This window comes from Actinoplanes sp. CA-142083, assembly GCF_050942195.1.
GTDB lineage: Bacteria > Actinomycetota > Actinomycetes > Mycobacteriales > Micromonosporaceae > Actinoplanes.
Window position 1 is genome coordinate 8,795,834 of the sequence record NZ_CP192076.1, and the last position, 23,042, is coordinate 8,818,875.

The window sequence follows — 23,042 nt, forward strand, 5'->3', positions numbered from 1 at the left end:
CTCGCTCACAGCCTGTGCCTAAGGTCCGCGTAGCACCCGCGGCGAGAGTTGCCGCATGACGTTGACGCTCGACCCTGCCCCGGCACTCGAGAATGCCAGTTCTCCGCCGACGCGACGGGCATCGGCCTGGAGCCGGCCCGCGCTGTGGGCACTGCTCGCCGCCACTGCCGTCCTCTACCTCTGGGACCTGTCGGCTTCCGGCTGGGCGAACGAGTTCTACGCCGCCTCCGCCCAGGCCGGCTCGCAGTCGTGGAAGGCGTGGCTGTTCGCGTCGCTCGACGCCGGCAACGCCATCACGGTCGACAAGCCGCCCGCGGCGATGTGGGTGATGGGCCTGTCGATGCGGATCTTCGGGGTGAACAGCTGGGCGCTGCTCGTGCCCCAGGCGCTGATGGGCGTTGGCAGCGTCGCGCTGCTGTCCGCGGCGGTGCGCCGCTGGTCCGGCCCGGTGGCCGGGCTGCTGGCCGGCGCGGCGCTGGCGCTCACGCCGGTCGCCGTGCTGATGTTCCGCTTCGACAACCCGGACGCGCTGCTGGTGCTGCTGCTGACCGCGGCCGCCTACACCACCGTGCGAGCGGTGGAGAAGGGCTCGTGGAAGTGGCTCGCGCTCACCGGTGTGCTGCTGGGCTTCGGCTTCCTCACCAAGATGATGCAGGCGTTCCTGGTGCTGCCCGGGTTCGCGCTGGTCTACCTGGTCGCGGCGCCGATCGGCCTCGGGCGGCGGGTGCGTGACCTGCTGATCGCGGGCGCGGCGCTGGTCGCGTCCGGCGGGTGGTTCGTGCTGCTGGTGTCGCTGTGGCCGGCGTCGTCGCGGCCGTACATCGCCGGCTCGACGAACAACACGCTGTGGGAGTTGGCGATCGGCTACAACGGGCTCGGCCGGATCTTCGGCGGCGACGGCAATCCCGGCGGCAACGGCGGCGGTCCCGGTGGCGGGGGCGGCATGTTCGGTGGGTCGGCAGGGATCACACGCATGTTCGGTGACGCGTTCGGCCTGGAGATCTCGTGGCTTCTTCCGGGTGCTTTGGTCGCGCTTGTCGCGCTTTTGATCGGTACGGCGAGAGCGCCGCGCACCGACCGCACGCGGGCCGCGGCCATTCTCTGGGGTGGGTGGACGCTGGTCACCGCGCTGACCTTCAGCTACATGAGCGGGATCGCGCACCCGTACTACGCGATCGCGCTGGCGCCCGGGATCGCGGCGCTGGTGGCGATCGGGGCGCGGGCGCTGTGGGGATGGCGGGAGAGCATCTTCGCCCGGGTGGGGCTGGCGGCAATGGTCGCGGTCACGGTGGTGTGGGACTTCGAGCTGCTCGGCCGGGTGTCGTGGGCGCCGGCGCTGCGGTGGTTCGTGCTGTTCGCGGGGCTGGTCGCGGCGGCGGCGCTGCTGGTGCCGGGGTCGGTGCTGCGGCGGGCCGGAGTGATCGCGGTGGCGACGCTGGCGGTGGTGGCCGGCGGGGCGGCGACGGCGGCCTGGGGTGTCGGGACGGCCGGCACCGCACACACCGGATCGACGCCCACGTCCGGCCCGGCCGGCGTCTCGACCGGAGGCGGCTTCGGCGGCCGCGGCGGCTTCGGCGGCCGGGGAGGCTTCCCGGGCGGCGACAACCGGGGCGGCTTCCCCGGCGGCAACCTGCCGAGCTTCCCCGGCGGCGACTCCACGGGCGGCAGCAACCAGAACGGCTTCCCGGGCGGCGCCACTCAGAACGGCGGCGCCACCCAGAACGGCGGCGCGGGCCAGAGCGGCGGCGGTTTCCCCGGCACGGGCGGCGGGAGCTTCGGCGGTGGGCAGGCGGCCAACTCCGAGCTGACGGCGCTGCTCAAGGCCACGAACACCCGCTGGGCGGCGGCCACGAACGGCTCGATGCAGGCGGCGCCGCTTCAGCTGTCGAGCGGCCGGGCGGTCATGGCGATCGGCGGCTTCACCGGCAGCGACCCGTCGCCGACGCTCGCGGAGTTCCAGGCCTACGTGAAGGCCGGCGAGATCCGCTACTACATCGGCGGGGGCGGCATGGGCGGCGGCCGGGGCGGTGACTCGTCGATCGGCTCGTGGGTGGAGCAGAACTTCAGCTCGACCACGGTGGGCGGCAGCACCGTCTACGACCTGACCCAGCCCAAGACGGCGAGCTAGCTCCCCGCCGTACGGGAAAAGCATCGACCGCAACCAACAGCCCGCCGTGACCGAAAGTCACGGCGGGCTTCTTTCTCGCGCCCGGACATCCACCCTTGCCGATGACCTGCGCGGCCGCTATGTTAATGGAAAATCACATAGCAGAGAACTTTGCAACACGCTCGTGTCAGTGACTTCTGGCAGCTCCAGGAGGAGGTAAGCGAATGCAAAATCTCAACAGAAGGCGCGTCCTGACGCTCGGTGCGGCGCTGGGTGTCGCGGGTGTGGCGGCCCCTGGCCAGGCATGGGCGTGGTCATCCGCCAACTCGATCGCCGCGACCGACACCGTCACCGATCCGTGGGGCGTCTGGGACGACGCGACCGACCCGCTCGTCGCCTCGCTCCTGGAGAACGGGCAGATCCCCGCCGTCAACACCGCCTTCGACGCGTGGGTCGACAACGGCGACGCGCTGCCCGCCGGGCTGCCCGCCAATCTCGTCACCTATCTCAACCAGGTCAACGTCCTGCCGTCGTGGGCCGACCAGACCAAGCTGGCGCGCGCCGCCCAGTTCAACAAGCGCATGAGCATGTACCTGTTCCTGCTCTACGGCCTGGGCAGCGGGATCATGAGCACCGTGATCCCGCGGGAGGCCCGCAACGTCTACTGGTCGGCGGGTGGCGCCGACATGCAGTCGCGCGCGGCGAAGACCTTCACCTACGGCTACGACCTGAGCGCGGCGGACGCCTTCCAGCCCACCGGCCATTTCGTGGTCACGTCCAACAAGACCCGCCTGACCCACGCCGCGGTGCGGCATCTGCTGCCGCAGTCGCCGTCGTGGCGGGCGGTCACCGACGACCAGGACTTCATCCCGATCAGCAACGGCGACATCCTGATCACGTTCCACAGCCTCGGCACGTACGTGTTCGGCAAGCTGAGCCAGTGGGGCATCCGGATGTCGGCCGCCGAACAGGACGCCTACCTGCACCAGTGGCAGGTCGCGCTGCATCTGCTCGGCGTGCGGGACGACTTCATCCCGGCGAGCTGGGCGGCGGCGAAACAGCAGTCGGCGTACGCGCTGACCCCGCTGCTCGGGCCGACACCCGAGGGCAAGAACCTGTCCGGGGTCCTGCTCGGGCTGACCGCGCAGATCGACCTGGGGGTCACCCGCGGATTCCTCAACGAGTTCGTGCGCTACGTGCTCAGCGACAAGATCGGTGACTGGCTGGGGCTGCCCCGCGACTACATCGCCCGGGGCCTGATCGAGGTCGGCTGGCCGGCGTACGTGGCTTTCCGCGAGGGGCTGTCGCCGATCATGCCGAACGGGTTCTCGATGTTCGACCAGTTCGTGCGAGCGCTGGCGATGTTGTTCCTCAACCACGGCACCTCGGCGACCTACACCCCGATCACCATTCCGACCGGCAACCGGCCTTAGCCGAGGGCGCCGATCACCAGCGCGGTCACCGCGTCCCGATGGCCGGGGGCGTCCTGCCAGCGCAGGGCGCGCCCGGCCTCGACCACCACGCCGAAACCGGCGTGCACCAGCAGCCGGGCCTGCCGCGGGTCGAGCTCCGGGCGAGCCAGCCGCAGCTGCTGCTCCCACACCGCGATGTGCTCGCGCTGGGCCAGGATCACCGGCCGCTGCAGGTCGGGCGGCAGCCCGGCGACCTCGGCCTCGGCCACGCTGGTCAGCGCGTTGTGCTCGAAGCTGTAGGCCACGTACGCCGCCGCCAGCGCGACCACGGCCTCGCGGGGACCGGCCGCCCGCTGCAGGCTGCGGTCCACGGCCTGGGCCAGCAGCCCCGCCGCTTGCAGGCACGCGGCCACCAGGATGTCGACCTTGCCGGGGTAGTGCCGGTAGATGGCCGACGGCGCGAGGCCCACCGCCTCGGCGATCTGCGCGTTCGTCACGTTGGCGAAGCCGTCCCGCGCGAACAACGGGATCGCCGCCGCCAGGATCTCGGCGCGGCGGGTGCGGGGCACCGGCTGGGCGGGCAGCTCGACCAGGCTGGCGCTGCCGGCGGCCGACCCCGGATCGGTCGCGGCCACGCGCAGGGCGGATTCCAGCAGCAAGTCCTCTATCCGGCGCTGGGCGATCGAGGTGTGGTGCATCGTGACCGACCCGATCGCGCCGAGCGCCGCCGCCGCCCGCAGGCCCTGCTCGGGCAGCGGGAACTCGCGGCCCACCATTTCGGTCACCCGGTCCACGAGCTGCCCGAACTTGGTGCGCAGCCGCCGCCGATCCTCGCGCTCGAGGTAGCGGGCCTCCCACCGGTAGAGGCCGCCGGACGCGCGGTGGGAGACGGTGACCCGGATGATCGCCGCGAGCACGTCGCGCAGGGCCGCGTCGGGTGGCGCGTCGTCGAGCGCCGCGACCAGCCGGTCCACCATGACGTTGGCCGCCTCGGCGAACAACGCGTACTTGTTCGGGAAATGCCGGTAGAGCGCCGCCGCGCTGATGCCCACTCCGGCGGCGATCTCCTCCATGGAAGCCGCGTGATAGCCGCGCTCGCTGAAGACCTGACCGGCCGCTTCGACGATGAGCTGCTTGCGGTTGTGCGGGCGGGTAGCGGCGGCCGGCCCGGCGGAGGTCATGCGTGCTAGTCAATCACAGAGCGCGGTCGTGGCTGGTTCAGCGTGGGCGCGGGCGTCACACTCCGAGCACCGGCTTGCACTCCTCGACGCCGGACAGCTCGATGTCGCCGCGGCGCCGCGCCGCCCACGCGTCGCGGGTCAGCCGCCAGCGCAGCACCTCGACCGGATCGCCGCGCCGGGTGTCCCAGCTCGTGCCGTTGCGCGTGTAGCCGAGGGCCTCGGAAACCCGGTTGGAGGCGTGGTTGTCGGTGAAGGCGTCGCTGGACGCCTCGCGGGCGCCGAACCCCTCGAAGGCGAGATGGAGGATCGCCGCCCGCGACTCCTTGCCCAGCCCGCGACCGCGAACCGACGGCGCGAGCCACGAGAACGAGTGCACGGTGCCGAATCTCGCGAAGTCGGTGGCGATCAGATCCTGCATGCCGACCGGCTCGCCGTCGTCGCAGACCACGAAGTAGAGCCGCCAGAAGTCGGCGTCGGCCCGGGAACGGCCACGCCAGATCGAGCGCATCCAGCGCCATTCGCGGGTGGGGCTGTCCTCGTAGAGCGACATCGGATCGTCGAACGGCAGGGGCTCGCCGTCGACGAGGATCCCGGCCCGCACCACCGGCACGAGCCGTTCGAGCATCTCGTCGGTGGCGGCGGCCAGAGTGAGCCGTGGGGTGCGAACGGCCAGATTCAGCGGCGGATACGTGGACGGCACGGGCGCACCGTACCGCCGGGCACCGGCCGGCCGCGCCCGAAATATCTCGCCCGGCGACCTCCTCGAGGCCGTACGCGGCCGGGCCGGGGCGTCAGGCGACCTGGCCGAGGCCGTGGTCGGTGTTGTTGAAGCGGCGGCCGCCGTCTTCCGTCACCGTGACGATGTCCTCGATTCGTACGCCGAACTTGCCGGGGAGGTAGATGCCGGGCTCGATCGAGAAGCACATGCCGGGCACGAGCGGCTGCTTCTCCCCCGCGACCATGTACGGCGGCTCGTGGGTGGTCACGCCGATGCCGTGGCCGGTGCGGTGGATGAAGTACTCGCCGTAGCCGGCGTCGCGGATCACCTGGCGCGCCACCCAGTCGATCTCCTCGCAGGCCACGCCGGGGCGTACCGCCTCGAAGGCGGCCTGCTGGGCCTGGCGGACGATCGCGTGGACCTCGCGGATCTCGTCGGACGGCGGGCCGACGGTGACCGTGCGGGTGGTGTCGGAGCCGTAGCCCTCCAGGAGGCCGCCGAAGTCGAGGACCACCGCGTCGCCGGTCTGGATGACCCGGCTGCCGGCCTCGTGGTGCGGGTTCGCGCCGTTGGGGCCGGAGCCGACGACGGTGAAGTCGACCTGCTCGTGGCCGAACTTGCGCAGCAACCCGGCCAGGTCGGCGGCCACCTCCGTCTCGCGGCGGCCGGCGAAGCGTACGCCCAGGATCTCGCCGTAGGCGGCGTCGGCGGCCGCGCCGGCGGCAGCCAGCCGGGCCAGCTCGTGCTCGTCCTTGACCGCGCGGAGCATCGGCTGGCAGACCGAGAGCGCCTCGTACGACGTACCCGGCAGCGCCTTCTGCAGGCCGAGCAGGTGCATCGACCAGGTGGCGTCGGAGATGCCGTAACGGCCGTCGGGGCGCAGCAGTGGCGCGACCGACTGGTACGGGTCGCTGCCGTCGGCCCAGTCGACCAGGGTCAGCGCGGGAGCGCCCACGGCGGCGGCCGCGTCGGGGCGCTCGAGGGCGGGCACCACCAGGGTCGGCGGCTGGTCGGCGGTGAGCACCAGCAGGGTGAGCCGCTCGGTGACCGCGGTCGGCTTGTACGCGGTGAGCCAGGTGAGGTCGGGCCCGATCCCGACGAGGACCCCGGACAGGCCGGCGGCCGTGGCGGCCTCGACGGCGCGGCGCATCCGGGCCGCATAGTCGTCGGCGGTGAACTGTACGGTCATTCGCCCAGTATCGGGGCCGGAGAGAGCGCTGCGCCTCATCCCCCGAGGGCGATGAGGCGCAGCGTCGTGGCAATTGGTCAGCAGATCAGCCGGTCAGCCGATCAGCGAACGGATGAGCACGATCGCGAAGAACACGATGATGAAGGCCAGGTCGATCGAGAGGCCCCCGACCCGCACCGGCGGGATGACCCGCCGGACCGGCGCGAGGATGGGCTCGGTGACCGCGGTGACGCCGCGGGTCAATCGGTACCGGATCGAGCCGGCCGTGGACGGGCCGGCGAGCGCGACGGACCAGTCGAGCACCGCGCGAGCGACCAGCATCAGTTGCAGCAGCAGCAGTACCAGGCTGACTAGGGCGAGCATCTTTCCTCCAGTTACCGACGGAGTAGCTGCTACTACTGTGCGTCGGATTTCTGTGAGGCTGCTGAGGAGTCCCTGTGCCCTACACGCACCGCCAGACGACCGCCCGGATCGTGTCGGAAGCGTCGTCGGACTGCCCGGAGATGACCTTTCCGTCGTCGCTGATCGCATTGGGGATGTTCGTGAGCGCGCCGGGGTCGTGCGGCGCGAGCTCCGGCAGCGCAATCTGCTTGCCGCCGGCGAGCAGAGCCGCCCGCCCCTGCTTGGTGATGCCGATCTCCCAGCCCTGGGCGTTGAGCTCCTCCGCCCGCATGTCCCAGTCGGTGGAGATCTTCGCCTCGCCGGTGCGCACGTTCCACCGGACCGCCCACATCTTGCCGGTCGCCCGGCCCTTCCCGGCGTCGTCGGTCTGGTCGGCCACGCCGATCGCCCAGCCGTTGCGGATCGAGAAGACCCGGGCGCTGACCGCCTTCTTCCCCTCGACCGTGGGCAGCGTCAGCGCGCGGGAGGTGCCGTCGGCGAACCAGACGAACGGGACCTTGAGGTCGAGGTTGCCGACGACGGTTCCGTCCTCGTCGATGTCGCCGGCGGTGGACTCCTTCGTGCCCTTCGGCACGGGAAGGAAGATCGGCGCGCCGGTCGCGGCCGGCCAGACCACCGCGCGGTCGGCCGCCTGGCCGGTGATCGCTCCGGCCTCGTTGATCGCGGTCGCCTCACCGCGGCTCACCCCGGGGAGTTTCACGACCTTGCCGTTCACGTACGCGTAGGGCACCGGCCCGGTGTCCGCGTCGGTCTTGCCCTGGTAGCTCCAGCCGACCGCGGTGCCGGACGAGTTGACGTCGCGCAGCGACTCCTCGAGGTCGCCGGGCAGGTCGACCTTGGTGGCCTGGCCGTTGTGCCAGATGACGGCCTGGTAGCCGCCCTTCGGGTAGGAACGGCCGACCTGGTAGGCGCCGGTCGGGTCGGCGCCGGAGACCAGCGCCATCTTGACGCCGTCCGGCACGGGCAGCTTCTCGATCGTGCAGCTGGTGGGGGCGGTCGCGGCCGGAGCGGCCCACCCGGTCGTGCCCGGGATCGTGTAAGCAGGCTTGGCCGGCGCGGACGTCTTCGGTGCGGCGACGGGGGTTTTGACGCCCGTGTTGTCGCGGTTGGCGCCGACGGCGACGGCGACCCCCACGATGGCTATCGCGGTCACGGCGGCGACCCCGGCGTATCCGACCCCGCGGCGCGTCTTGCGCCGCCGCCCGTCGGTCACGGCCCGGGCGATGTCGACGGTCGAGGGCTGCGGCGGCTCGGGATCGAGGGACCGCAGCAGATCGGTCTCGGATGGCATTATCGGCTCCTTCATCGCACTGCGGAAAAGCCTGCGAAGTCCCGCTCGCCGAGCAGGCGTCGCAAGGTGGCGAGCCCTCGGGAGGTCTGGCTCTTGACCGTGCCTGCCGAGCAGCCGAGCACCGCGGCCACCTCGTCGACCGGCAGGTCGTAGAAGAACCGCAGCACCAGCACCGCCTGTTGCCGGCGGGGCACGCGCCGCAGGGCCGCGTGCACCACCTGACGGTCCTCGCGGCCGCCGTCCTCGAACGGCGGCGGCTCGGGCAGCTCCCGGAACAGGCGGACCCGGGCCCAGGCCAGCCGCTTCTCGTCCAGGAACGTCCGGACCAGCATCGTGCGCACGTACGCGTCGATGTTGTCGGCGGCCTGCGCCCGCCGCCACTTCACGTACAGCGTCGTGATGGTCTGCTGCACCAGATCGTCGGCGCGATGTGAATCGCTGGTGAGGAGGTACGCGAGCCGCCGCAGCGCGGGTATCCGCGCGGCGACGTAATCGACGTAGTCCTCTTCCGAACCGTCCCCCATCGCCCGTCCCCTCCGTTGGGTCATCACCCCTCAGACGGGGATGGCCGATCGGCAGGTTGCACGTCAATCCCGCAGCTCGGCGACGAGGCCGGCGACCGGTCGCGCCCGCGCCGCCGCGAAGCCGGTGCCCGCCCAGAGGTTCAGCGCGCCGGCATCGCCCTGTTTCGCCGCCGCCGCCCGGATCGGGGCGGTCAGGTGATGCACCGCCGGGTAGCCGATCGGGGCGGCCGCCGAGTAGGTGTCGGTGAAGCGGTTCCGCAGGCCGCGGGCCGGCTGGCCGGTGAAGGCCCTGGTCACGACCGTCTCCCGATAGTCGCCGGAGAGCATCGCGGCGCGCTGGGCCGGGCGGGTCCCGGCCTCGTCGGCCAGCAGGAAGTAGGTGCCGCACTGGACCGCCGCGGCGCCCGCGTCGAGCAGGGCGCGCACGTCCGCCGCGGACGCGGTGCCGCCGGCCGCGATGACCGGGATGTCGGCGACCGCGCGCACGGCCGCGAGGACCTCGGCGGCGACCGAGGTGCCCTGGTAGCCGAACGGGCTCGTCGTCGAGGCGTGGCCGCCGGCCGAGCCGGCCTGGGCGATCAGCGCGTTCGGCTCGGCGGCGAGAGCCTGGAGCGCCTCGCCGGCCGAGGTGACGGTGATGAGGACCCGGCTGCCGGCCTCGCGCAGCGCCCTGGTGACCGCCAGATCGGGGACGCCGAACGTGAAGCTGACCAGCGGCACCTCGTACGTGATCGCCAGCTCGACCTTCGCCGCGAAGTGGTCGTCGTCGTCGAGGCGCAGCGGCGGCAGATCGACCTGGTAGCGGTCGGCCTCGTCCTGCAACAGCCGGCGGTACCGTTCGAGGGGCTCGAGATCGGCCGGCGCGGGCGTCGGGACAAAGACATTGAGACCGTACGGGGTGCCGCGCACCGCCCGCAGATCGTCCTCCACCGCCGCGGGCGTCTTGTATCCGGCCGCGAGGAAACCGAGCGCGCCCGCCCGGGCGGCCGCCAGGACCAGACCGGGAACGGTCGGCCCACCGGCCATCGGTGCGACGATGACGGGGCTGAGGAGCTCGCGCATAGGGCGGACACTACTCAGCGGTCCTCCTTCGCGGCGACGATGACGGTCTTGCCGGGCAGGGTGCCGGCGGCGGCCTGGGTGTGCACGGCCGGCAGGTCGGCGAGGGGGATCCGCTGGGCCACGTCGACGTGCAACTCGCCGGCGTCGATCAGCGCTACCAGCCGCGCCAGCTGGGCCGCGTCGCTGCGGACGAACAAGTCGATGCCGCGTACGCCACGCGCGTCGTCGGAAGGCGCGGGCATCCACACCGTGGTGTTGACCAGCACGCCGCCGGGGCGGATCAGGCCGGGCAGCGCGGCCAGCTGCTCGGGGTCGATCGGCGCGAGGTTGAGCACCACGTCGACCGGCTCGCTCACCGCGGCGGTCACCCCGGTCGTGGTGTGGTCGATGATCTCGTCGGCGCCGGAGGCCTTGACCTGCCCGATGCTGCGCGGGCCGGCCGTGGCGATCACGTACGCGCCGACTCTCTTGGCCAATTGGACGGCGTAGCCGCCGACGGCGCCGCCCGCGCCGTTGATCAGTATGCGCTGGCCCGCGGCCAGTTTCGCGTGGTCGAACAGCGCCTGCCACGCGGTGAGGCCCACGGTCGGCAGCGCCGCGGCGTCGGCCAAGGGGACACGTGCGGGCGCCGGCGCGAGAATCTCGGCCGGAGCCACGACGTACTCCGCGGCCGCGCCGTCACCCGCCATCGGCAGGAACCCGACGACCTGGTCGCCGACCTCGAACCCGGCCACGCCGTCGGCCGGCGCGGCGATCGTGCCGGACACGTCGATGCCCGGCGTGTGCGGCAGCGTCACCGGGATCGGGCCTTGCATGAAGCCGGCGCGGATGTTGCCGTCGACGCCGTTGAACGACGTCGCGGCGACCCGGATCAGCACCTGCCCGGCGCCGGGGACGGGCCGCTCGACGTCCTCGAAACGCAGGACGCTCGGGTCGCCGTACTCGTGGAAACGCACTGCCTTCATCGCAGGTCCTCATCTCTTCCTGGCAAGTGCTTCGTATTCGAAGCACTCCTGAACCATAGCCCGCTTCGAATTCGAAGCAATAGACGGACGGTGTGAGCCGGCCGACAGATCGCGCGTGGCGCGAACCGGAAACGGGGCTCAGATCAGGCGCTGAAGCTTCGCCTCGCTCGCCGAGCCGGGCTGCGCCAGGAAGACCAGCAGGTCCTGGCCCTTCAGTCGGCTCGGTTGCGCCCGGCGCGGGGTTTGGCGGAGCGTGGCGGGGTGGCGCGCATGTGGTCGCGGACCCGGCCGAGAACGGCGCTGAAGGCGGCGAGGTCCTTGCCCGCCATCGGTTCGAACAGCAGTTGCCGGATGCGGTCGACATGCCCGGGAAGCACCTGGGCGACCAGGTCCCGGCCGGCGTCGGTGACCGTCGCGACGACGCTGCGCTCGTCGTCCGGCGACGGCGAGCGGGTGATCAGGCCGCGCTTGTCCAGCAATCCGGCCTGGTAGGTGAGGCCGCTGCGGCTGTACACGACACCGTCGGCCAGATCGGTCATCCGCAACCTGCCCTCCGGCGCGTCGACCAGCCGGGCCAGGATCTGGAACTGCACGAAGCTGAGGTCGCCGTCGGCGCGCAGGTGCTCGTCCACCGCGTACTGAAGAAGGCTGCTGACCTCCATCAGCGCGAAATACGCACCGAGCTGCTCCGCGTTGAGGCCGGGTTCCGGGTCAACCACCCCATGATCCTACTTGCTTTGAATTCGAAGTGCGTACGCCTCTCTCTGATCTTGGCGTTGGAATCCTGTCCGATATTGAAACGTCGGTCGCATCGCGTCGCTGTCGCCGTGCTTGCGTGACAGGCGATCGGCCCGAACGGTGTCGACTAGCGGCCCAATCTTGCCGAGCACTCCACAGGCTAGCCAGCCACACGGCGTCTTCGACGGTGACGGCCGAGGCGACCGCTGCGAAGCTTCGTTTGCCGCCGCAATCTTGGGCCCATCTGCGAAGCGGATAGGCGCTGGGGGCGCCGATACCTATAGCCTGCTGTTCCGGCTCTCCGGCGAAACGGTCCCGGCAGAACTCGCCGCGAAGAACCGCCTCGTTGTTTACGCCAGCCTCCGGCCGAGTCCTGCCCACCGCGCGCAACGCCATGGACCGGATTCTTAGCCTCGACGACCACCTGAGGGCTAGTCACTCAATTAGTCATCCAGCTATGAAAGGAGGCCATGTCCATCGTGGGACATGGCCTCTGAGCTGGTGGGCGATACTGGGATCGAACCAGTGACCTCTTCCGTGTCAAGGAAGCGCGCTCCCGCTGCGCCAATCGCCCTTGGCTTTCGCCGAGGTGGAGACGGGATTTGAACCCGTGTACACGGCTTTGCAGGCCGTTGCCTCGCCTCTCGGCCACTCCACCGAGTCGGCCCCGCACTTAACCTGTGAAGGCCTCTCCGAGCGGACGACGGGATTCGAACCCGCGACCCTCACCTTGGCAAGGTGATGCGCTACCAGCTGCGCTACGTCCGCTTGTCTCCCAGGGGGCTTGCACTCCCTGGCGACGGATGAAACCTTAGCCTGTCCCGGCTTGCCATGCCAAACCGGGGTGCCTCGGCGCGTCGCGAGCTGGGGCTTCGCGGTTATCCACAGGCGGAAAAACTTCCGAGCGGGCAGCTGGCCGCCAGTGTTGGATGAAGTCCATGAAATTCCGGCAGATCAGCGCGGCGGAGCGCACGGCGACGATGTTCCCCCTCCAGGCGTACGCGTTCGTTCCCTCGCCCTGGCCGGCCGGGGACGCGGAGGCCAACAGCGAGCGGATGAAGTTCTTCGAGTCCACCGTCAGCCTGGTCGCCGAGGAGGAGGGACAGACGCTCGCGGCCGTGGCGGCGTTCCGCATGCGGCAGAACGTGCGCGGCCGCCTGCACGACATGGCCGGCGTCGCCTCGGTCTCCTCGCATCCGTCGGCGCGGCGTCGCGGACTGGTGCGCGAGCTGCTGAATCGGCTGTTGCGCCAGATGCGGGACGAAGGGTGTGCGGTGAGCGCCCTTTATCCGTTCCGGGCGGGCTTCTATGCAAGGTTCGGGTTCGTGGGGATTCCGCGGTACAGGACGGCGGCGTTCGCGCCCGAGGGGCTGGGCCACCTGCTGCGGGCCGAGCTGCCGGGCGAGGTGTCGTGGCTGCCGATGAGCGAGGGCTTCGACGCGTGGGACGGGCTTCAGCGCCGGCATCTGCTCACGCACCGGCACGGGTTCGCGGTCTTCGACGACGTGCGGGCGGCCGAGTTCCGCGACGACAAGTACTGGGTGGCGGTGGCGCGGTCCGGCGGCGAGGTCGTGGGTGCGGTCCGCTATCGGATCAAGAGCTATGGCGGTGACCTGGTCGCCGATCACCTGCTCTGTGCGAATCCGCTCGGGCGGGCGCTGCTGTTGCAGTTCTTCGCCCGCCACGTCGACCAGGTGTCCCGCGTCGTGGTGAAGGTCAGCACGGATGAGGTGCCCGAGCTCTGGGGCACCGACATCGAGGTGATCACCGAGGGCAAGGTCGACCGGCCAAGTCACGGAGGCCCGATGGTGCGAGTTCTGGACATGGAGGCGCTCGACGGCACCGCGGTCGGGCCGGGTGCGATCACCGTCGAGATCCCCGACGACGAGCTGGCCGGCGGGGTCTGGCGGCTGGAGTCCGCGGACGGTGCGTTGAAGGTCAGCAAGGGCACCGCGGCTCCGTCGGCAAGGGTCAGCGTGGGCGGGTTCAGCGCACTGCTCTACGGGGTGCTCGACCCGGTCGAGGTCGTCACGCGAGGGCTGGGCGAGGTCCCGCCCGAGGCGGTCGCGACGCTGGGGGCGATGTTCCCGCGCGAGATGCCCTACTTGGTCGCGGATTTCTGAGCGGCGAGAGCCTGCTGGAGGGAGGTGTCTTTGGGGGACGAGATCGCGGGTGGCCGGTTACGGACGGCGTCCAGGACGGCCTTGCCGCTGGCGAAGTAGTCGCGGACGGACTTCTCGACCAGCAGCTTGGTGGGGCAGTGGCAGCGGGAGATCACGCCGTCGGCGTCGATGCCCATGTGCCGGCAGAGGGTCACGGCGCGGCGCACGTGGTAGGACTGCGTGACCACCAGGGCGCGGGTGACGCCGTAGACGTCGCGGGCGCGGATGCAGGTGTCGTAGGTGTCGAGGCCGTAGGGGTCGGTGACGATGCGCTGGGCGTCGACGCCGAGCTTGGTCAGGTACGAGGCCATGGCGGCGGGCTCGTCGCCGGAGCCGCCGTGGCTGTCGCCGGAGACCAGTACCACCCGGGCCCGGCCGGATCGCACCAGCTCGGCGGCGGTCTCGAGGCGGCCGGCCAGGCGCGGGGAGGGCGTGCCGTCGACGGTCACCTCGGTGCCGAGGACGATCGCCACGGCGGCGGTGGGTGCGTCGGCCTCGTCGTGCACGTGGCCGTGCGCGGCGGCGACCGTCCAGGCCCAAGGGGTGCTGACCAGCAGCAACGCGGCGACGGCGAGGGCGGCCAGGAGCAGGAGCACGCGGCGGCGCGGGCGAACGAGCCTCATGATCCCGCGAGCCTAACGAGCCCGCGCCAGCAACCGGCGGCCGGAAGGCGAGCCCAAGGCCGAAAGCGAGCCCACGGCCCAAGGCGAGCCCGCGGCCCAAGGCGAGCCGGCGGAGGATCAGCGAGGCGGCTCGACCGGGCGGTCGCCCAGCAACGCGGCGCCCAGCGGGGTGATGGTGTGCAGGACCGCCTTGCCGGCCCGGCTCGTGTGGATCAGGCGGGCCTCGCGCAGGACCGACGTGTGCTGGCTGACCGATGCGGCGCTCACGCCCACCCGGCGCGCCAGCTCCGACGTCGTGCTTCCGTCGCCGATCGACTCCAGCACCGACGTTCGGGTTTGGCCGATCAGCGCGGCCACCGAGCCACCGTTCGCCGCCGGCCCCGCCGCCCAGAAGGCCGCCGGGTCACGCTCCACCGGGTACACCAGCACCGGCGGCAGGGTCGGGTCGCGCAGCACGTCCGGCGCGCCCCACGAGAAGTACGACGGGACCAGGATCAGGCCGCGCCCGTCCAGCTCGATCGACTGCTCGAACGGCGTCTCGACCTCGAGCACCGGCGAGCTCCACTGCATCATCGGCCGGAAGCTGTTGAGCAGGCCTTCCACGCCGTGGTCCAGCAGCGCCCGGGCCCGGCGCGATCGATCCGCTTCCACGTGGGCCTGCGCCTCCGACCAGAACGGCGCCACCGCCACCTCATAGTGCGAGCGCATCGCCCCCGCGACCCGTTCGAGCACCGGCCGATCGCCTTCCGCCAGCCGCCTCATCCACGAAGGCGTCGGCTCACCCAGCCGGGCCAGCTCCAGCATGTCCTGCCGCAGCCGGGCGGTGGGCGTCGAGAGCAACGCCTCTATCGCGTACGGGAGCCCCAGTTGTCCCTCCGCCGGAGTGAGGAAGTCGGGGTAATAAGGCCCGCGGATCAGCGGCAACAGGATGTCGAGGTCGGCCCGGCGCGTCGCGGGGACCACCTGGTCGCGCCACGGCCCGAAGATCGGGGTCTGCCCGGGCCGGGTCAGCCGGAACAGCGTGAACACCGTTTCCCACATCGGGTCCGGTTCGCCGGCCATGCGGACCCGGCCGATGTCCTCCGGCGTGAAGTGGACGCGCAACACGACGGCTCCCTTGCACTGTGGCAAGGAAGTTTATCCCGGCATGCGGCGACCACCCACTCACGCAAAGCAGGCTATAGCTGCACAAAGAAGGGCGCGGCCGCGCCGGCGACCGCGCCCGTCGAGCCGCCGCCGCACGTGCCCCCGCTGGGACGATCCCCCGTGTTTCCCACCGCCACGGCGGACGGCTCGCCCGGTGGCCGGCTCGACCCAACGACCATCGCCGCAGCTGAGGCGGACCTCAAGACGTTTAACGCCACGCTGAATAGTTAACAGACCATCCTGTCCCGTTTAGGACCCGGAAGGGCACGATGTCCGGCCGCGGATCAAAAGCGTCAGGCCACATTTCCGTACGGGGTGGGAATGCGCCGAACCTGCAGTGCCGGTTCGCGGTAACCGCCCGCTTTCTGGCGCTTCGGGAGGGTGACATCGTGATGTTTCAACGGCTTGTACGGCACCTGCGACAGCAGATGCGTGATCACGTTCAGCCGGCCGCGCTTCTTGTCGTCGGTGTTCGCGACGTACCAGGGGGCCCACGCCGTGTCGGTGGCCTGGAACATCGTGTCCCGCGCCCGTGAGTAGTCGTACCAGCGGCTGTACGACTCGAGGTCCAGCTTCGACAGCTTCCACACCTTGCGGGGGTCGTTGATCCGGCTCTCCAGCCGCCGTGTCTGCTCGTCGGCGCTGACCTCCAGCCAGTACTTAAGCAGGATCACCCCCGACTCGACGATCGCGCGTTCCACCTCGGGCACCAGCTTGAGGAACTGGTCGGACTGCTCGGGCGTGCAGAATCCCAGCACCCGCTCGACCCCGGCCCGGTTGTACCAGCTCCGATCGAAGATCACGACGTCCCCGGCGCCGGGCAGATGCGGAACGTACCGCTGCAGGTACATCTGCGACTTCTCGCGCTCGCTCGGCGCCGGCAGCGCGATCACCCGGAACGTCCGCGGGCTGACCCGCTCGGTGATCGCCTTGATCGTCCCGCCCTTGCCGGCCGTGTCGCGCCCCTCGAAGACGACGCACACCTTGGCCCCGGTGCTCTTGACCCACTCCTGCATGGCGACGAGCTCCCCGTGCAGCCTGCGCAGCTCGTGCAGGTACTCCTTGTTCTTCATGCGCGGCAGCGAGTCCATCGGGTCACCGTCGCACGGAAAACCGGGACGGAAGTCACCCCGAGCGGATGGTTCCCGCTCAATATCATGAGCCGCATGCCGACCGCGATGATCTACGCCGAATTCGCCGCCCGAGAGGCGAGCGGCGTCTCCGACGCGTACGAGAAACTCGCTCTTGCCGTCGCCCGCGACCGCGACCTGATCGCCCGGCTGGACACCCTCCCACCCGCCAAGCGCCAGCCGAATCTGCTGTTCGCCGCGGTGCGATTCCTGGACGGCCCGGTCACCGACCCGGATGCCTTTCTCGAATTCGCGGACGCCCATTGGCCCGCCGTCGAGGCCGAAATGCTCACCCGCGCGACCCAGACCAACGAGGTTGGCCGCTGCGCCCTTCTGCTGCCGATCCTGGCTGGGCTGAAACAGCCCCTGGCGCTGCTGGAAATCGGCGCCTCGGCCGGCCTCAACCTTTTCTCCGACCGCTATTCCTACCGTTATGGCGACCTCCGCCTCGGCACTGGCGACCCCGTTCTCGATTGCGCCCTGACCGGCCGTGAGCCGCCTCGGCACCTGCCCGAGGTCGTTTGGCGCGCCGGCCTGGATCTGACCCCGCGCGACATCACGGATCCGGATGATCTCCGGTGGCTGGAATCGCTGATCTGGCCCGAGCACACCCATCGCCGCGAGCGTTTGCGCGCCGCCGCGGAATGGGCGAAGCAGGATCCGCCGCTGCTCCTCCAGGGCGATCTCGTCGACGATTTGCCGGGCCTGGCCGAGCGGGCGCCCGAGGGCGCCACGCTGGTCGTCTTCCATACCTCGGTGCTTTATCAGGTGCCGGCCGAGCGTCGCGAGACCTTCATTTCTCTCGTACGGGATCTGCCCGGTCACTGGATCTCGGTGGAGAATCCGACCGTTCTCGACTACGGGAGCCTGCCCAACCCGCCCGACGAGACCCTCCACAACGTGCTCGCCCTGGACGGCCGCCCGCTGGCCTGGTGCCGCCCGCACGGCCAGGCCATGACCTGGTTCGCCGATGCCGGACCGTGCGATGGCCGCCTTGCATGAGGCGTGGATCCGGCGGTGCGGACCGAGCTGCAGGGCCGGCTTGTTGGAGCGGCGCCCGTAGTCGCTAGGTCCGCAGGAGGCCGAGGTCGCGGCATCGGGCGACGACTTCGTTGCGGCTGGCGCACTGCAGTTTCCGGCGGATCGAGACGAGGTGGGCCTTCACGGTGTTGCGGGAGAGGAACAGCTCCTCGCCGATTTGACCGAGCGAGAGATGGGTCGGCAGTAGTTGGAGCACCCGCATCTCGGCCCTGGTCAGCGCCATCGCGCTCGGGACCGGGACATGCTCGTCCTCGGTTACGAAGCGGGCCAGGACCCGGCTCAGTTGCTGTCGCAGCGCTCCTTCGGTCAGCAGTCCGTCCAGCTGCCGTCCGGCTTCCTCCGCTTGCAAGCGCGCGGCGGCGAAGTCGCCCAGCTCGAGGAAGGTCTCGGCGAGCGCGATCGCCACCTGGACCGACAACCACGGGATCACCGCGGGTGAGAACGTGGTGTTCATCCGCAGGACGGTGCCGGCATGCCGCTGGGCGGCCACCTGGTTGCCCTGGTGGGCGGCGACCCGCGCGGCGGCGACGTAGCCCAGGACGCTGAACAGGTGTTCCTCTATCCCGGCGGTCTCGATCAGGTCGACCGCCTGGCCCGCCTTGTCTTCCGCGTCGGACCAATCGTCGCGGTCCGCCGCGATCAGTGACAGCTCGGCCAGGGCGCCGACGGCGGCGGTGGGCGGCCGGCCCTCCGCGCCGAGCCGGGCCGCCAGACCAAGTTCCTTGACCGCCATGTCCGCGGCGCCACTCAGCGCGTGGGCGATGCCGAGCGCCGCCATCGCCGACGGGAACCACGGGCTGCCCGGTGGCTCATATTCCGTGGCCGCCCGCGCATCCAGCAGCATCCGGTCGACGCCTAACGCTCCCAGGGATGCCCGCAGGACCGTGACGGCGGAGACGAGCGAACTGCTGCCGTCCGGAAGTGGGCCATCGAACGATCCGCGCTCCGCGGCATGCAGGCAGCGCTGCGAGCCCGGCATGTCTCCGATGAGCGCCAGAGTCCACGCCGCGGTGATGGCCAACGGCGGATAGCTGACCAGGCCGTCCTCGCCCAGCGCGTCCAGCCATCGGCGGACCGTCTGAAGGCGGCCGGCGGCGACGAACTGCGGCGCGTGCCGGTTTATCAAACCGGCCGCCGCGCCGGTATCCGCACCCGCCAACCTGTGCTCGATCGCCTTCTCGATCTGGCCCTGCTGCTCGTACCAGTCGGCGGCGCGCCGGTGCACCTGCGACTCCTCGGCGGGCTCACGTCGGCGGAGCTCGGACACCAGCATCTCGGCGACCAGGCAGTGGTAGCGGTACCACTCGCCGCGCCGATCCAGCGGGACGACGAACAGGTTGCGTCGCGCCGCCTCCGCCAGCCGGCCGGCGGAGCCGCTCTGGCCGAGCACGTGGTCGCAGAGTGCGCCGGACATCTGACCGAGAACGGCCGTACGCAACAGGAACCGGACTATCTCCGGCGACTCGCGGACGAGAAACTCGTCCCGGAAGTAGTCGACGATGTACGGGTCGTCTCCGGTCAGCCGTCTCGCCGCGACGGCCGGATCCGACGCGGTCCGGATGGCCCGGGCGGCGAGATAGACGCCGGCCGGCCACCCCTCGGTGCGCTGTACGAGTGTCCTGACCGTGTCGTCCGAGGAGTCCGCACCGGCGTGGGCCAGGATCGCCCGGGCCTCCTCCTTGGTGAACGCCAGGGACTCCACGCCGAACTCGACGATGCGGTCCTCGCTGCGCAGCCGGCCGAACCCCAGCGTCAGCCGGGACCCGACCGTGAGCTGGAAGCCCGCCGGGAGACCGGCGGCCAGCGCGCGGATGAAATTCATCGCCCCGACGGTGCGCAGCTCGTGGACGTCGTCGAGTACCACGACGCCCCGCCGGTTCCAGGTCCGCAATGACGTCAGAAGGTGGCTCAACGCGGTCAGGTGCCGGGATCTGTCGCCGGCCTCGAGAGCCCGGAACACCGCCGGATCCAGCGGCTGGATGCGGTGCAGCGCCAGCGCGACATGGCCGGCGAGACGGACCGGATCCCCGTCCGCCTCGTCAACCGTCACCCAGGCGAACTCCCGGGGGTCCGCAGTCGCCCACTGGCTCAGCGCGGTCGTCTTCCCGTAACCAGCCGGCGCGGTCACCAGGATCAGCGAGATGCGCTCGGGCGTCGCGGCGAGAGCCTCCAGCAGCCTGGTACGCGCGATCAGGCCCTCGCGGTGGACCGGGCGCTGAATCTTCGCCTCGACCACAGCGAACGGAGGCTCCGCGCGCCCGTTGGGTACCATCCGCCCATCCTCGTCGAGCAGCAGCCCGAACCGCTGCCGCGTCGTGACCAGTCGTCATACGCTATAACGCGGTCGGCGGGTCGCCCTGGTCACGGGTAGCGTGGGTTGCGCAGAGCGTGACCGCTCTGCCGACCCCCCGCGCGATCAGCTCCCCGAAGAGTTGTGGACCGCCGTGCAGTGGGCGCAGTTGCCGGCACCGGCTGTTGGCCGCGGCGGCCCGCACGGTGGGCGCGGGATCCGCCGACCGAAGGCGGGGGTTACTGTGGATCATTCACAATCCGACGATGAGGCTGCAAATGGTCAATGTCCAGGAGTTCGCGCGGCGACTGAGCACTCTCGGAGCCGATGCGTTCACCAGCGACGACGTCGTGGACCTGGCGACCGCAGCCGATGTTCGCATCAGCGCCGACCTCGAGATCGACGCCACTGTGGCGCAGCGCTTGCTCGACCAGATCTCGCCCGCCCTGCCGGTCACGGGCGCCCAGATCGCGGCGTCGCAATGGCCGCCACCGAAGTCTTCCCGTCCGGCAGCGCCTTCGGTGTCGTTCTCCAGCCCCGGCGCCGTCGACGGACCGGCTGATCAGCCGGCCCGGCCCCGCAGTTCCGGGCCCGCGCGTGGTGGCCGGCGACCCGGCTCCCGACGAACCGGCAGGTGAGCTGGAACCGGTTGTCGCGACCGGCCCGGGCCCGACCTTGGGTGTCGTCACGCCAGCCGGTCGAGGACCAACTGGTGTATCACGTCGAGCAGGTCGAACTCGCGTTCGGAGTGCGCGGTGACGGTGACGGTGGCCCGCAGCTGCGGGCAGACGATGGCGTACTGCCCGTAGCGGCCGTCCATCCGATACATCCCGGACCGACGCCCAGATCCCGCTCATTGTTCGCACGGATGAAGTCGTCGAGGAGATCGTCGCCCATCGACGGATCCTGTAGAGGCCGGCCGGGACGGCGCCGAAGGCTCAACCGGCGCGCCGCTGCGCTTCCGTCGTGATTCGACGCCCGCTCGCATTGCCGGCATCCGCCATCGAGGTATCCCGAGCGGCAGGTCACAGCGGGTGCGCGCCCGTTTCTTGTCGCGGTCCATCTGGACCGTCGCGGCGCGCGTCGGTGATGCTGTGCGTGTGGAGTACGTGTCCCGAGTGCCGCGACCGCCGCTCGACGGGCTGATCGACGACCTCTACTACCTGGAGGGTGCGCCGCCGTACGCCCGGCTGCTGCTGCCGCCGATGCCGGCGGCGTTGCTCATCGTCAACCTCGGGGCACCGTTCCGCATCCGCGGGGGCACCGACACCGCGATGGCCGAGTACGCCGATGGCTGCGTGGTCACCACGCCCACCCGCGCGTTCGAGTTCGGCTACCCGCCCCGGACCCGGTCCGTCGGCGCGCACGTCAAGCCCTGGGGGCTGGCGCCGTTCCTGCCGATGCCCGCGGCCGAGCTGTGTGACCGGCCGGTGACGATGGAGCAGGTTTGGGGCCGGCGCGCCGTTGCCGAGCTGCGAGACCGGCTGGCCACGGCGGACGGGCCGCACGCGATGCTGACGCTGCTCGAGGAGGAGCTGATGCGACGGCTGTGCGAGACCGCCGGCCTGGGGCTGGTCAGCCATACGAGCAGTGTCATCGCGGCGACCGGCGGGGCGGTGGGTATCGGCGACCTGAGTGTGGCGGCCGGGGTCAGCAGCACTCATCTGGCACAGCGGTTCAAGGAGCTCATCGGGGTCACGCCGAAGCGGCTGGCCCGCACCCACCGCTTCGCCGCCACCGTGTTCGCGATCGACCCCGCCGGGCCGATCGACTGGGGCGGCCTCGCCGGCGGCGCGGGCTACTTCGACCAGGCCCACTTCGGCCACGAGTTCCGGGAGTTCACCGGGCTCACGCCGACCCGGTACGTCGAAGTCCGGCGGCGGTTCATGCGCGAACATCCGGGCCACGCGTTCGACGGCTGGCCACTACCGGCCGATTGAATTCTTACAAGAGTGCCAGCTCACGAGACGCTAATTTGGGGACACCCCAGAGCAGAGGAGAGCGTCGTGGGCAAGGTGGTCATGTACAGCTCGGTGTCGGTGGACGGCTTCGTCGCCGATGAGAACGACCAGCCCGGACCGCTGTTCGACTGGTTGTCCGGCGGTGACGTCCCGTTGGACGAGAGCGGCATGGTGAAGGTGTCGCAGACGTCCTACGACTACACCCGGCCGTACTGGGACCAGATCGGGGTGACAGTCGCCGGCCGGCACGTCTTCGACATGACGGACGGCTGGGACGGGAAGCCGCCGAGCGGGATCGACCACGTGGTCGTCGTGACGCACCGGCCGGCGCCCGACGGCTGGGACCCCGAGGCGCCATTCCACTTCGTCGACGGGGTCGAGGCGGCCATGGCCAAGGCGCAGGAGCTCGCGGGTGACCGCATCGTCGAGGTCGCCGCCGGTGACGTCGGTGGCCAGGTGCTGGCCGCGGGCCTGGTCGACGAGGTCCGCATGGACGTTGTGCCCGTCGTGTTCGGGTCCGGCAAGCGCTTCTTCGGGTCGGTCCAGGCGCAGCACCTGCTGGAGGATCCGGACGTGGTGATTCAGGGCAACCGGGTGCTTCACCTGAGCTACCGGGTGCGCCGTTGACCGGGCTGCAGGGACGACACGGAAAAGGTCACCGGTCGATACATCGACGCGTTGTGGCGGCAGGTGGCCATTGCCCCGCGATCAGCAAACCGAACACGTAGCAGCGGGCCACCACTTCGGCGCGATTGGCGGCGTCCAGCCGATGCATCGCGTTGATCAAATGCGCGGTGACCGTGTGCCGGCTCAAATGCAGCCGAGCCCGATCTGATCGTTTGACAGGCCCGCCGCAACCAGTTCGATGATCCGGATCTGAGTGAAGGTCAGATGGTCTTTGTGGCAGCAGCAACCCTGGAGCTCCCCCGTGGTCTCCATACGGTAACCATATCGATCGACGTCAGTTCTTGATGCCCGTCCGGTTGATCCTGGAACGGAGTTCCTGGGGCGGGCCGTCCAAGCGTCGAGAGAAGAGGGAACTGTGCGAAGACCATTCAGCCGTCTCAGCGTCGTCGCACTCACCGTGTGCATGGCGGGCG

22 protein-coding genes and 3 tRNA genes are annotated in these 23,042 nt (G+C 70.6%); 7 read left to right on the forward strand and 18 right to left on the reverse strand.

The window, feature by feature from the left end; genetic code table 11:
* Positions 1–55: 55 nt before the first annotated feature.
* Together ACQPZX_RS40250 and ACQPZX_RS40255 are read left to right on the forward strand one after the other, a co-directional pair.
* Complete coding sequence (locus ACQPZX_RS40250) at positions 56–2,128, forward strand: glycosyltransferase family 39 protein (protein WP_433367763.1); 2,073 nt, start codon at positions 56–58, stop codon at positions 2,126–2,128.
* 203 nt (positions 2,129–2,331) lie between these two features.
* Positions 2,332–3,540 carry an oxygenase MpaB family protein gene (locus ACQPZX_RS40255; protein ID WP_433367766.1) on the forward strand — a complete coding sequence of 403 codons (1,209 nt, stop codon included), beginning with the start codon at positions 2,332–2,334 and terminating at the stop codon, positions 3,538–3,540.
* Here ACQPZX_RS40255 and ACQPZX_RS40260 read toward each other — a convergent pair.
* The 12 genes from ACQPZX_RS40260 to ACQPZX_RS40315 all read right to left on the reverse strand — a co-directional run bounded on the left by ACQPZX_RS40260 (position 3,537) and on the right by ACQPZX_RS40315 (position 12,357).
* Positions 3,537–4,700, reverse strand: coding sequence for a TetR/AcrR family transcriptional regulator (locus ACQPZX_RS40260; protein WP_433367768.1), 1,164 nt, complete (start codon positions 4,698–4,700; stop codon positions 3,537–3,539). The genes ACQPZX_RS40255 and ACQPZX_RS40260 overlap by 4 nt on opposite strands.
* Positions 4,701–4,755: 55 nt before the next feature.
* Positions 4,756–5,400 carry a GNAT family N-acetyltransferase gene (locus ACQPZX_RS40265; RefSeq protein ID WP_433367771.1) on the reverse strand — a complete coding sequence of 215 codons (645 nt, stop codon included), beginning with the start codon at positions 5,398–5,400 and terminating at the stop codon, positions 4,756–4,758.
* Between the two features lie 91 nt (positions 5,401–5,491).
* Positions 5,492–6,607, reverse strand: a complete 1,116-nt coding sequence (locus tag ACQPZX_RS40270; protein WP_433367774.1) for a M24 family metallopeptidase — start codon at positions 6,605–6,607, stop codon at positions 5,492–5,494.
* Between the two features lie 93 nt (positions 6,608–6,700).
* The gene (locus ACQPZX_RS40275) at positions 6,701–6,970 is read right to left on the reverse strand and encodes a YggT family protein (protein WP_433367777.1); all 270 of its coding nucleotides are present in this window, start codon (positions 6,968–6,970) and stop codon (positions 6,701–6,703) included.
* Between the two features lie 79 nt (positions 6,971–7,049).
* Positions 7,050–8,300, reverse strand: a complete 1,251-nt coding sequence (locus tag ACQPZX_RS40280; protein WP_433367779.1) for a hypothetical protein — start codon at positions 8,298–8,300, stop codon at positions 7,050–7,052.
* An 11-nt stretch (positions 8,301–8,311) separates the two neighbouring features.
* Positions 8,312–8,824: a SigE family RNA polymerase sigma factor gene (locus tag ACQPZX_RS40285; protein ID WP_433367782.1), complete on the reverse strand. Its 513-nt coding sequence runs from the start codon at positions 8,822–8,824 to the stop codon at positions 8,312–8,314.
* Positions 8,825–8,887: 63 nt separating this feature from the next.
* A complete protein-coding gene (locus tag ACQPZX_RS40290; RefSeq protein ID WP_433367785.1) occupies positions 8,888–9,886 on the reverse strand; it encodes a nitronate monooxygenase in 999 nt (332 codons plus the stop codon).
* Between the two features lie 14 nt (positions 9,887–9,900).
* Positions 9,901–10,851: an NADP-dependent oxidoreductase gene (locus ACQPZX_RS40295; RefSeq protein WP_433367788.1), complete on the reverse strand. Its 951-nt coding sequence runs from the start codon at positions 10,849–10,851 to the stop codon at positions 9,901–9,903.
* 212 nt (positions 10,852–11,063) lie between these two features.
* The gene (locus ACQPZX_RS40300; RefSeq protein WP_433367791.1) at positions 11,064–11,570 is read right to left on the reverse strand and encodes a MarR family winged helix-turn-helix transcriptional regulator; all 507 of its coding nucleotides are present in this window, start codon (positions 11,568–11,570) and stop codon (positions 11,064–11,066) included.
* Positions 11,571–12,088: 518 nt separating this feature from the next.
* Positions 12,089–12,163 (reverse strand) — tRNA-Val (locus ACQPZX_RS40305).
* Positions 12,164–12,176: 13 nt separating this feature from the next.
* Positions 12,177–12,247 (reverse strand) — tRNA-Cys (locus ACQPZX_RS40310).
* Positions 12,248–12,284: 37 nt separating this feature from the next.
* Positions 12,285–12,357 (reverse strand) — tRNA-Gly (locus ACQPZX_RS40315).
* 170 nt (positions 12,358–12,527) lie between these two features.
* Here ACQPZX_RS40315 and ACQPZX_RS40320 point away from each other — a divergent pair.
* Positions 12,528–13,712: a GNAT family N-acetyltransferase gene (locus tag ACQPZX_RS40320; RefSeq protein WP_433367794.1), complete on the forward strand. Its 1,185-nt coding sequence runs from the start codon at positions 12,528–12,530 to the stop codon at positions 13,710–13,712.
* Here the strand turns inward: ACQPZX_RS40320 and ACQPZX_RS40325 are convergent.
* The 3 genes from ACQPZX_RS40325 to ppk2 form a co-directional block, all read right to left on the reverse strand.
* Positions 13,691–14,374: a SanA/YdcF family protein gene (locus ACQPZX_RS40325; RefSeq protein ID WP_433367797.1), complete on the reverse strand. Its 684-nt coding sequence runs from the start codon at positions 14,372–14,374 to the stop codon at positions 13,691–13,693. The genes ACQPZX_RS40320 and ACQPZX_RS40325 overlap by 22 nt on opposite strands.
* A 117-nt stretch (positions 14,375–14,491) precedes the next feature.
* Positions 14,492–15,481 (reverse strand): ArsR/SmtB family transcription factor, encoded by a 990-nt coding sequence (locus ACQPZX_RS40330; protein ID WP_433367799.1) that lies wholly within the window; start codon positions 15,479–15,481, stop codon positions 14,492–14,494.
* A gap of 332 nt (positions 15,482–15,813) precedes the next feature.
* Positions 15,814–16,611 carry a polyphosphate kinase 2 gene (gene ppk2, locus ACQPZX_RS40335; protein WP_433367801.1) on the reverse strand — a complete coding sequence of 266 codons (798 nt, stop codon included), beginning with the start codon at positions 16,609–16,611 and terminating at the stop codon, positions 15,814–15,816.
* Between the two features lie 75 nt (positions 16,612–16,686).
* On the opposite strand from ppk2, the gene ACQPZX_RS40340 reads away from it, so the two are divergent.
* The gene (locus ACQPZX_RS40340) at positions 16,687–17,652 is read left to right on the forward strand and encodes a DUF2332 domain-containing protein (RefSeq protein WP_433367803.1); all 966 of its coding nucleotides are present in this window, start codon (positions 16,687–16,689) and stop codon (positions 17,650–17,652) included.
* Between the two features lie 64 nt (positions 17,653–17,716).
* Here ACQPZX_RS40340 and ACQPZX_RS40345 read toward each other — a convergent pair whose 3' ends face one another.
* Positions 17,717–19,963, reverse strand: a complete 2,247-nt coding sequence (locus ACQPZX_RS40345) for a LuxR C-terminal-related transcriptional regulator (protein WP_433367806.1) — start codon at positions 19,961–19,963, stop codon at positions 17,717–17,719.
* 296 nt (positions 19,964–20,259) lie between these two features.
* On the opposite strand from ACQPZX_RS40345, the gene ACQPZX_RS40350 reads away from it, so the two are divergent.
* Positions 20,260–20,619: a hypothetical protein gene (locus ACQPZX_RS40350; RefSeq protein ID WP_433367809.1), complete on the forward strand. Its 360-nt coding sequence runs from the start codon at positions 20,260–20,262 to the stop codon at positions 20,617–20,619.
* A 47-nt stretch (positions 20,620–20,666) separates the two neighbouring features.
* Here the strand turns inward: ACQPZX_RS40350 and ACQPZX_RS40355 are convergent, their stop codons facing one another.
* Complete coding sequence (locus ACQPZX_RS40355; RefSeq protein WP_433367812.1) at positions 20,667–20,801, reverse strand: hypothetical protein; 135 nt, start codon at positions 20,799–20,801, stop codon at positions 20,667–20,669.
* Between the two features lie 280 nt (positions 20,802–21,081).
* Between ACQPZX_RS40355 and ACQPZX_RS40360 the strand changes: the two genes are divergently transcribed.
* Both ACQPZX_RS40360 and ACQPZX_RS40365 read left to right on the forward strand, forming a co-directional pair.
* A complete protein-coding gene (locus tag ACQPZX_RS40360) occupies positions 21,082–21,921 on the forward strand; it encodes a helix-turn-helix domain-containing protein (RefSeq protein WP_433367815.1) in 840 nt (279 codons plus the stop codon).
* Positions 21,922–21,987: 66 nt separating this feature from the next.
* Positions 21,988–22,569 (forward strand): dihydrofolate reductase family protein, encoded by a 582-nt coding sequence (locus tag ACQPZX_RS40365; RefSeq protein WP_433367817.1) that lies wholly within the window; start codon positions 21,988–21,990, stop codon positions 22,567–22,569.
* A 183-nt stretch (positions 22,570–22,752) separates the two neighbouring features.
* On the opposite strand, the gene ACQPZX_RS40370 is transcribed toward ACQPZX_RS40365, so the two are convergent.
* Positions 22,753–22,881, reverse strand: a complete 129-nt coding sequence (locus ACQPZX_RS40370) for a hypothetical protein (RefSeq protein ID WP_433367820.1) — start codon at positions 22,879–22,881, stop codon at positions 22,753–22,755.
* Positions 22,882–23,042 lie beyond the last annotated feature (161 nt).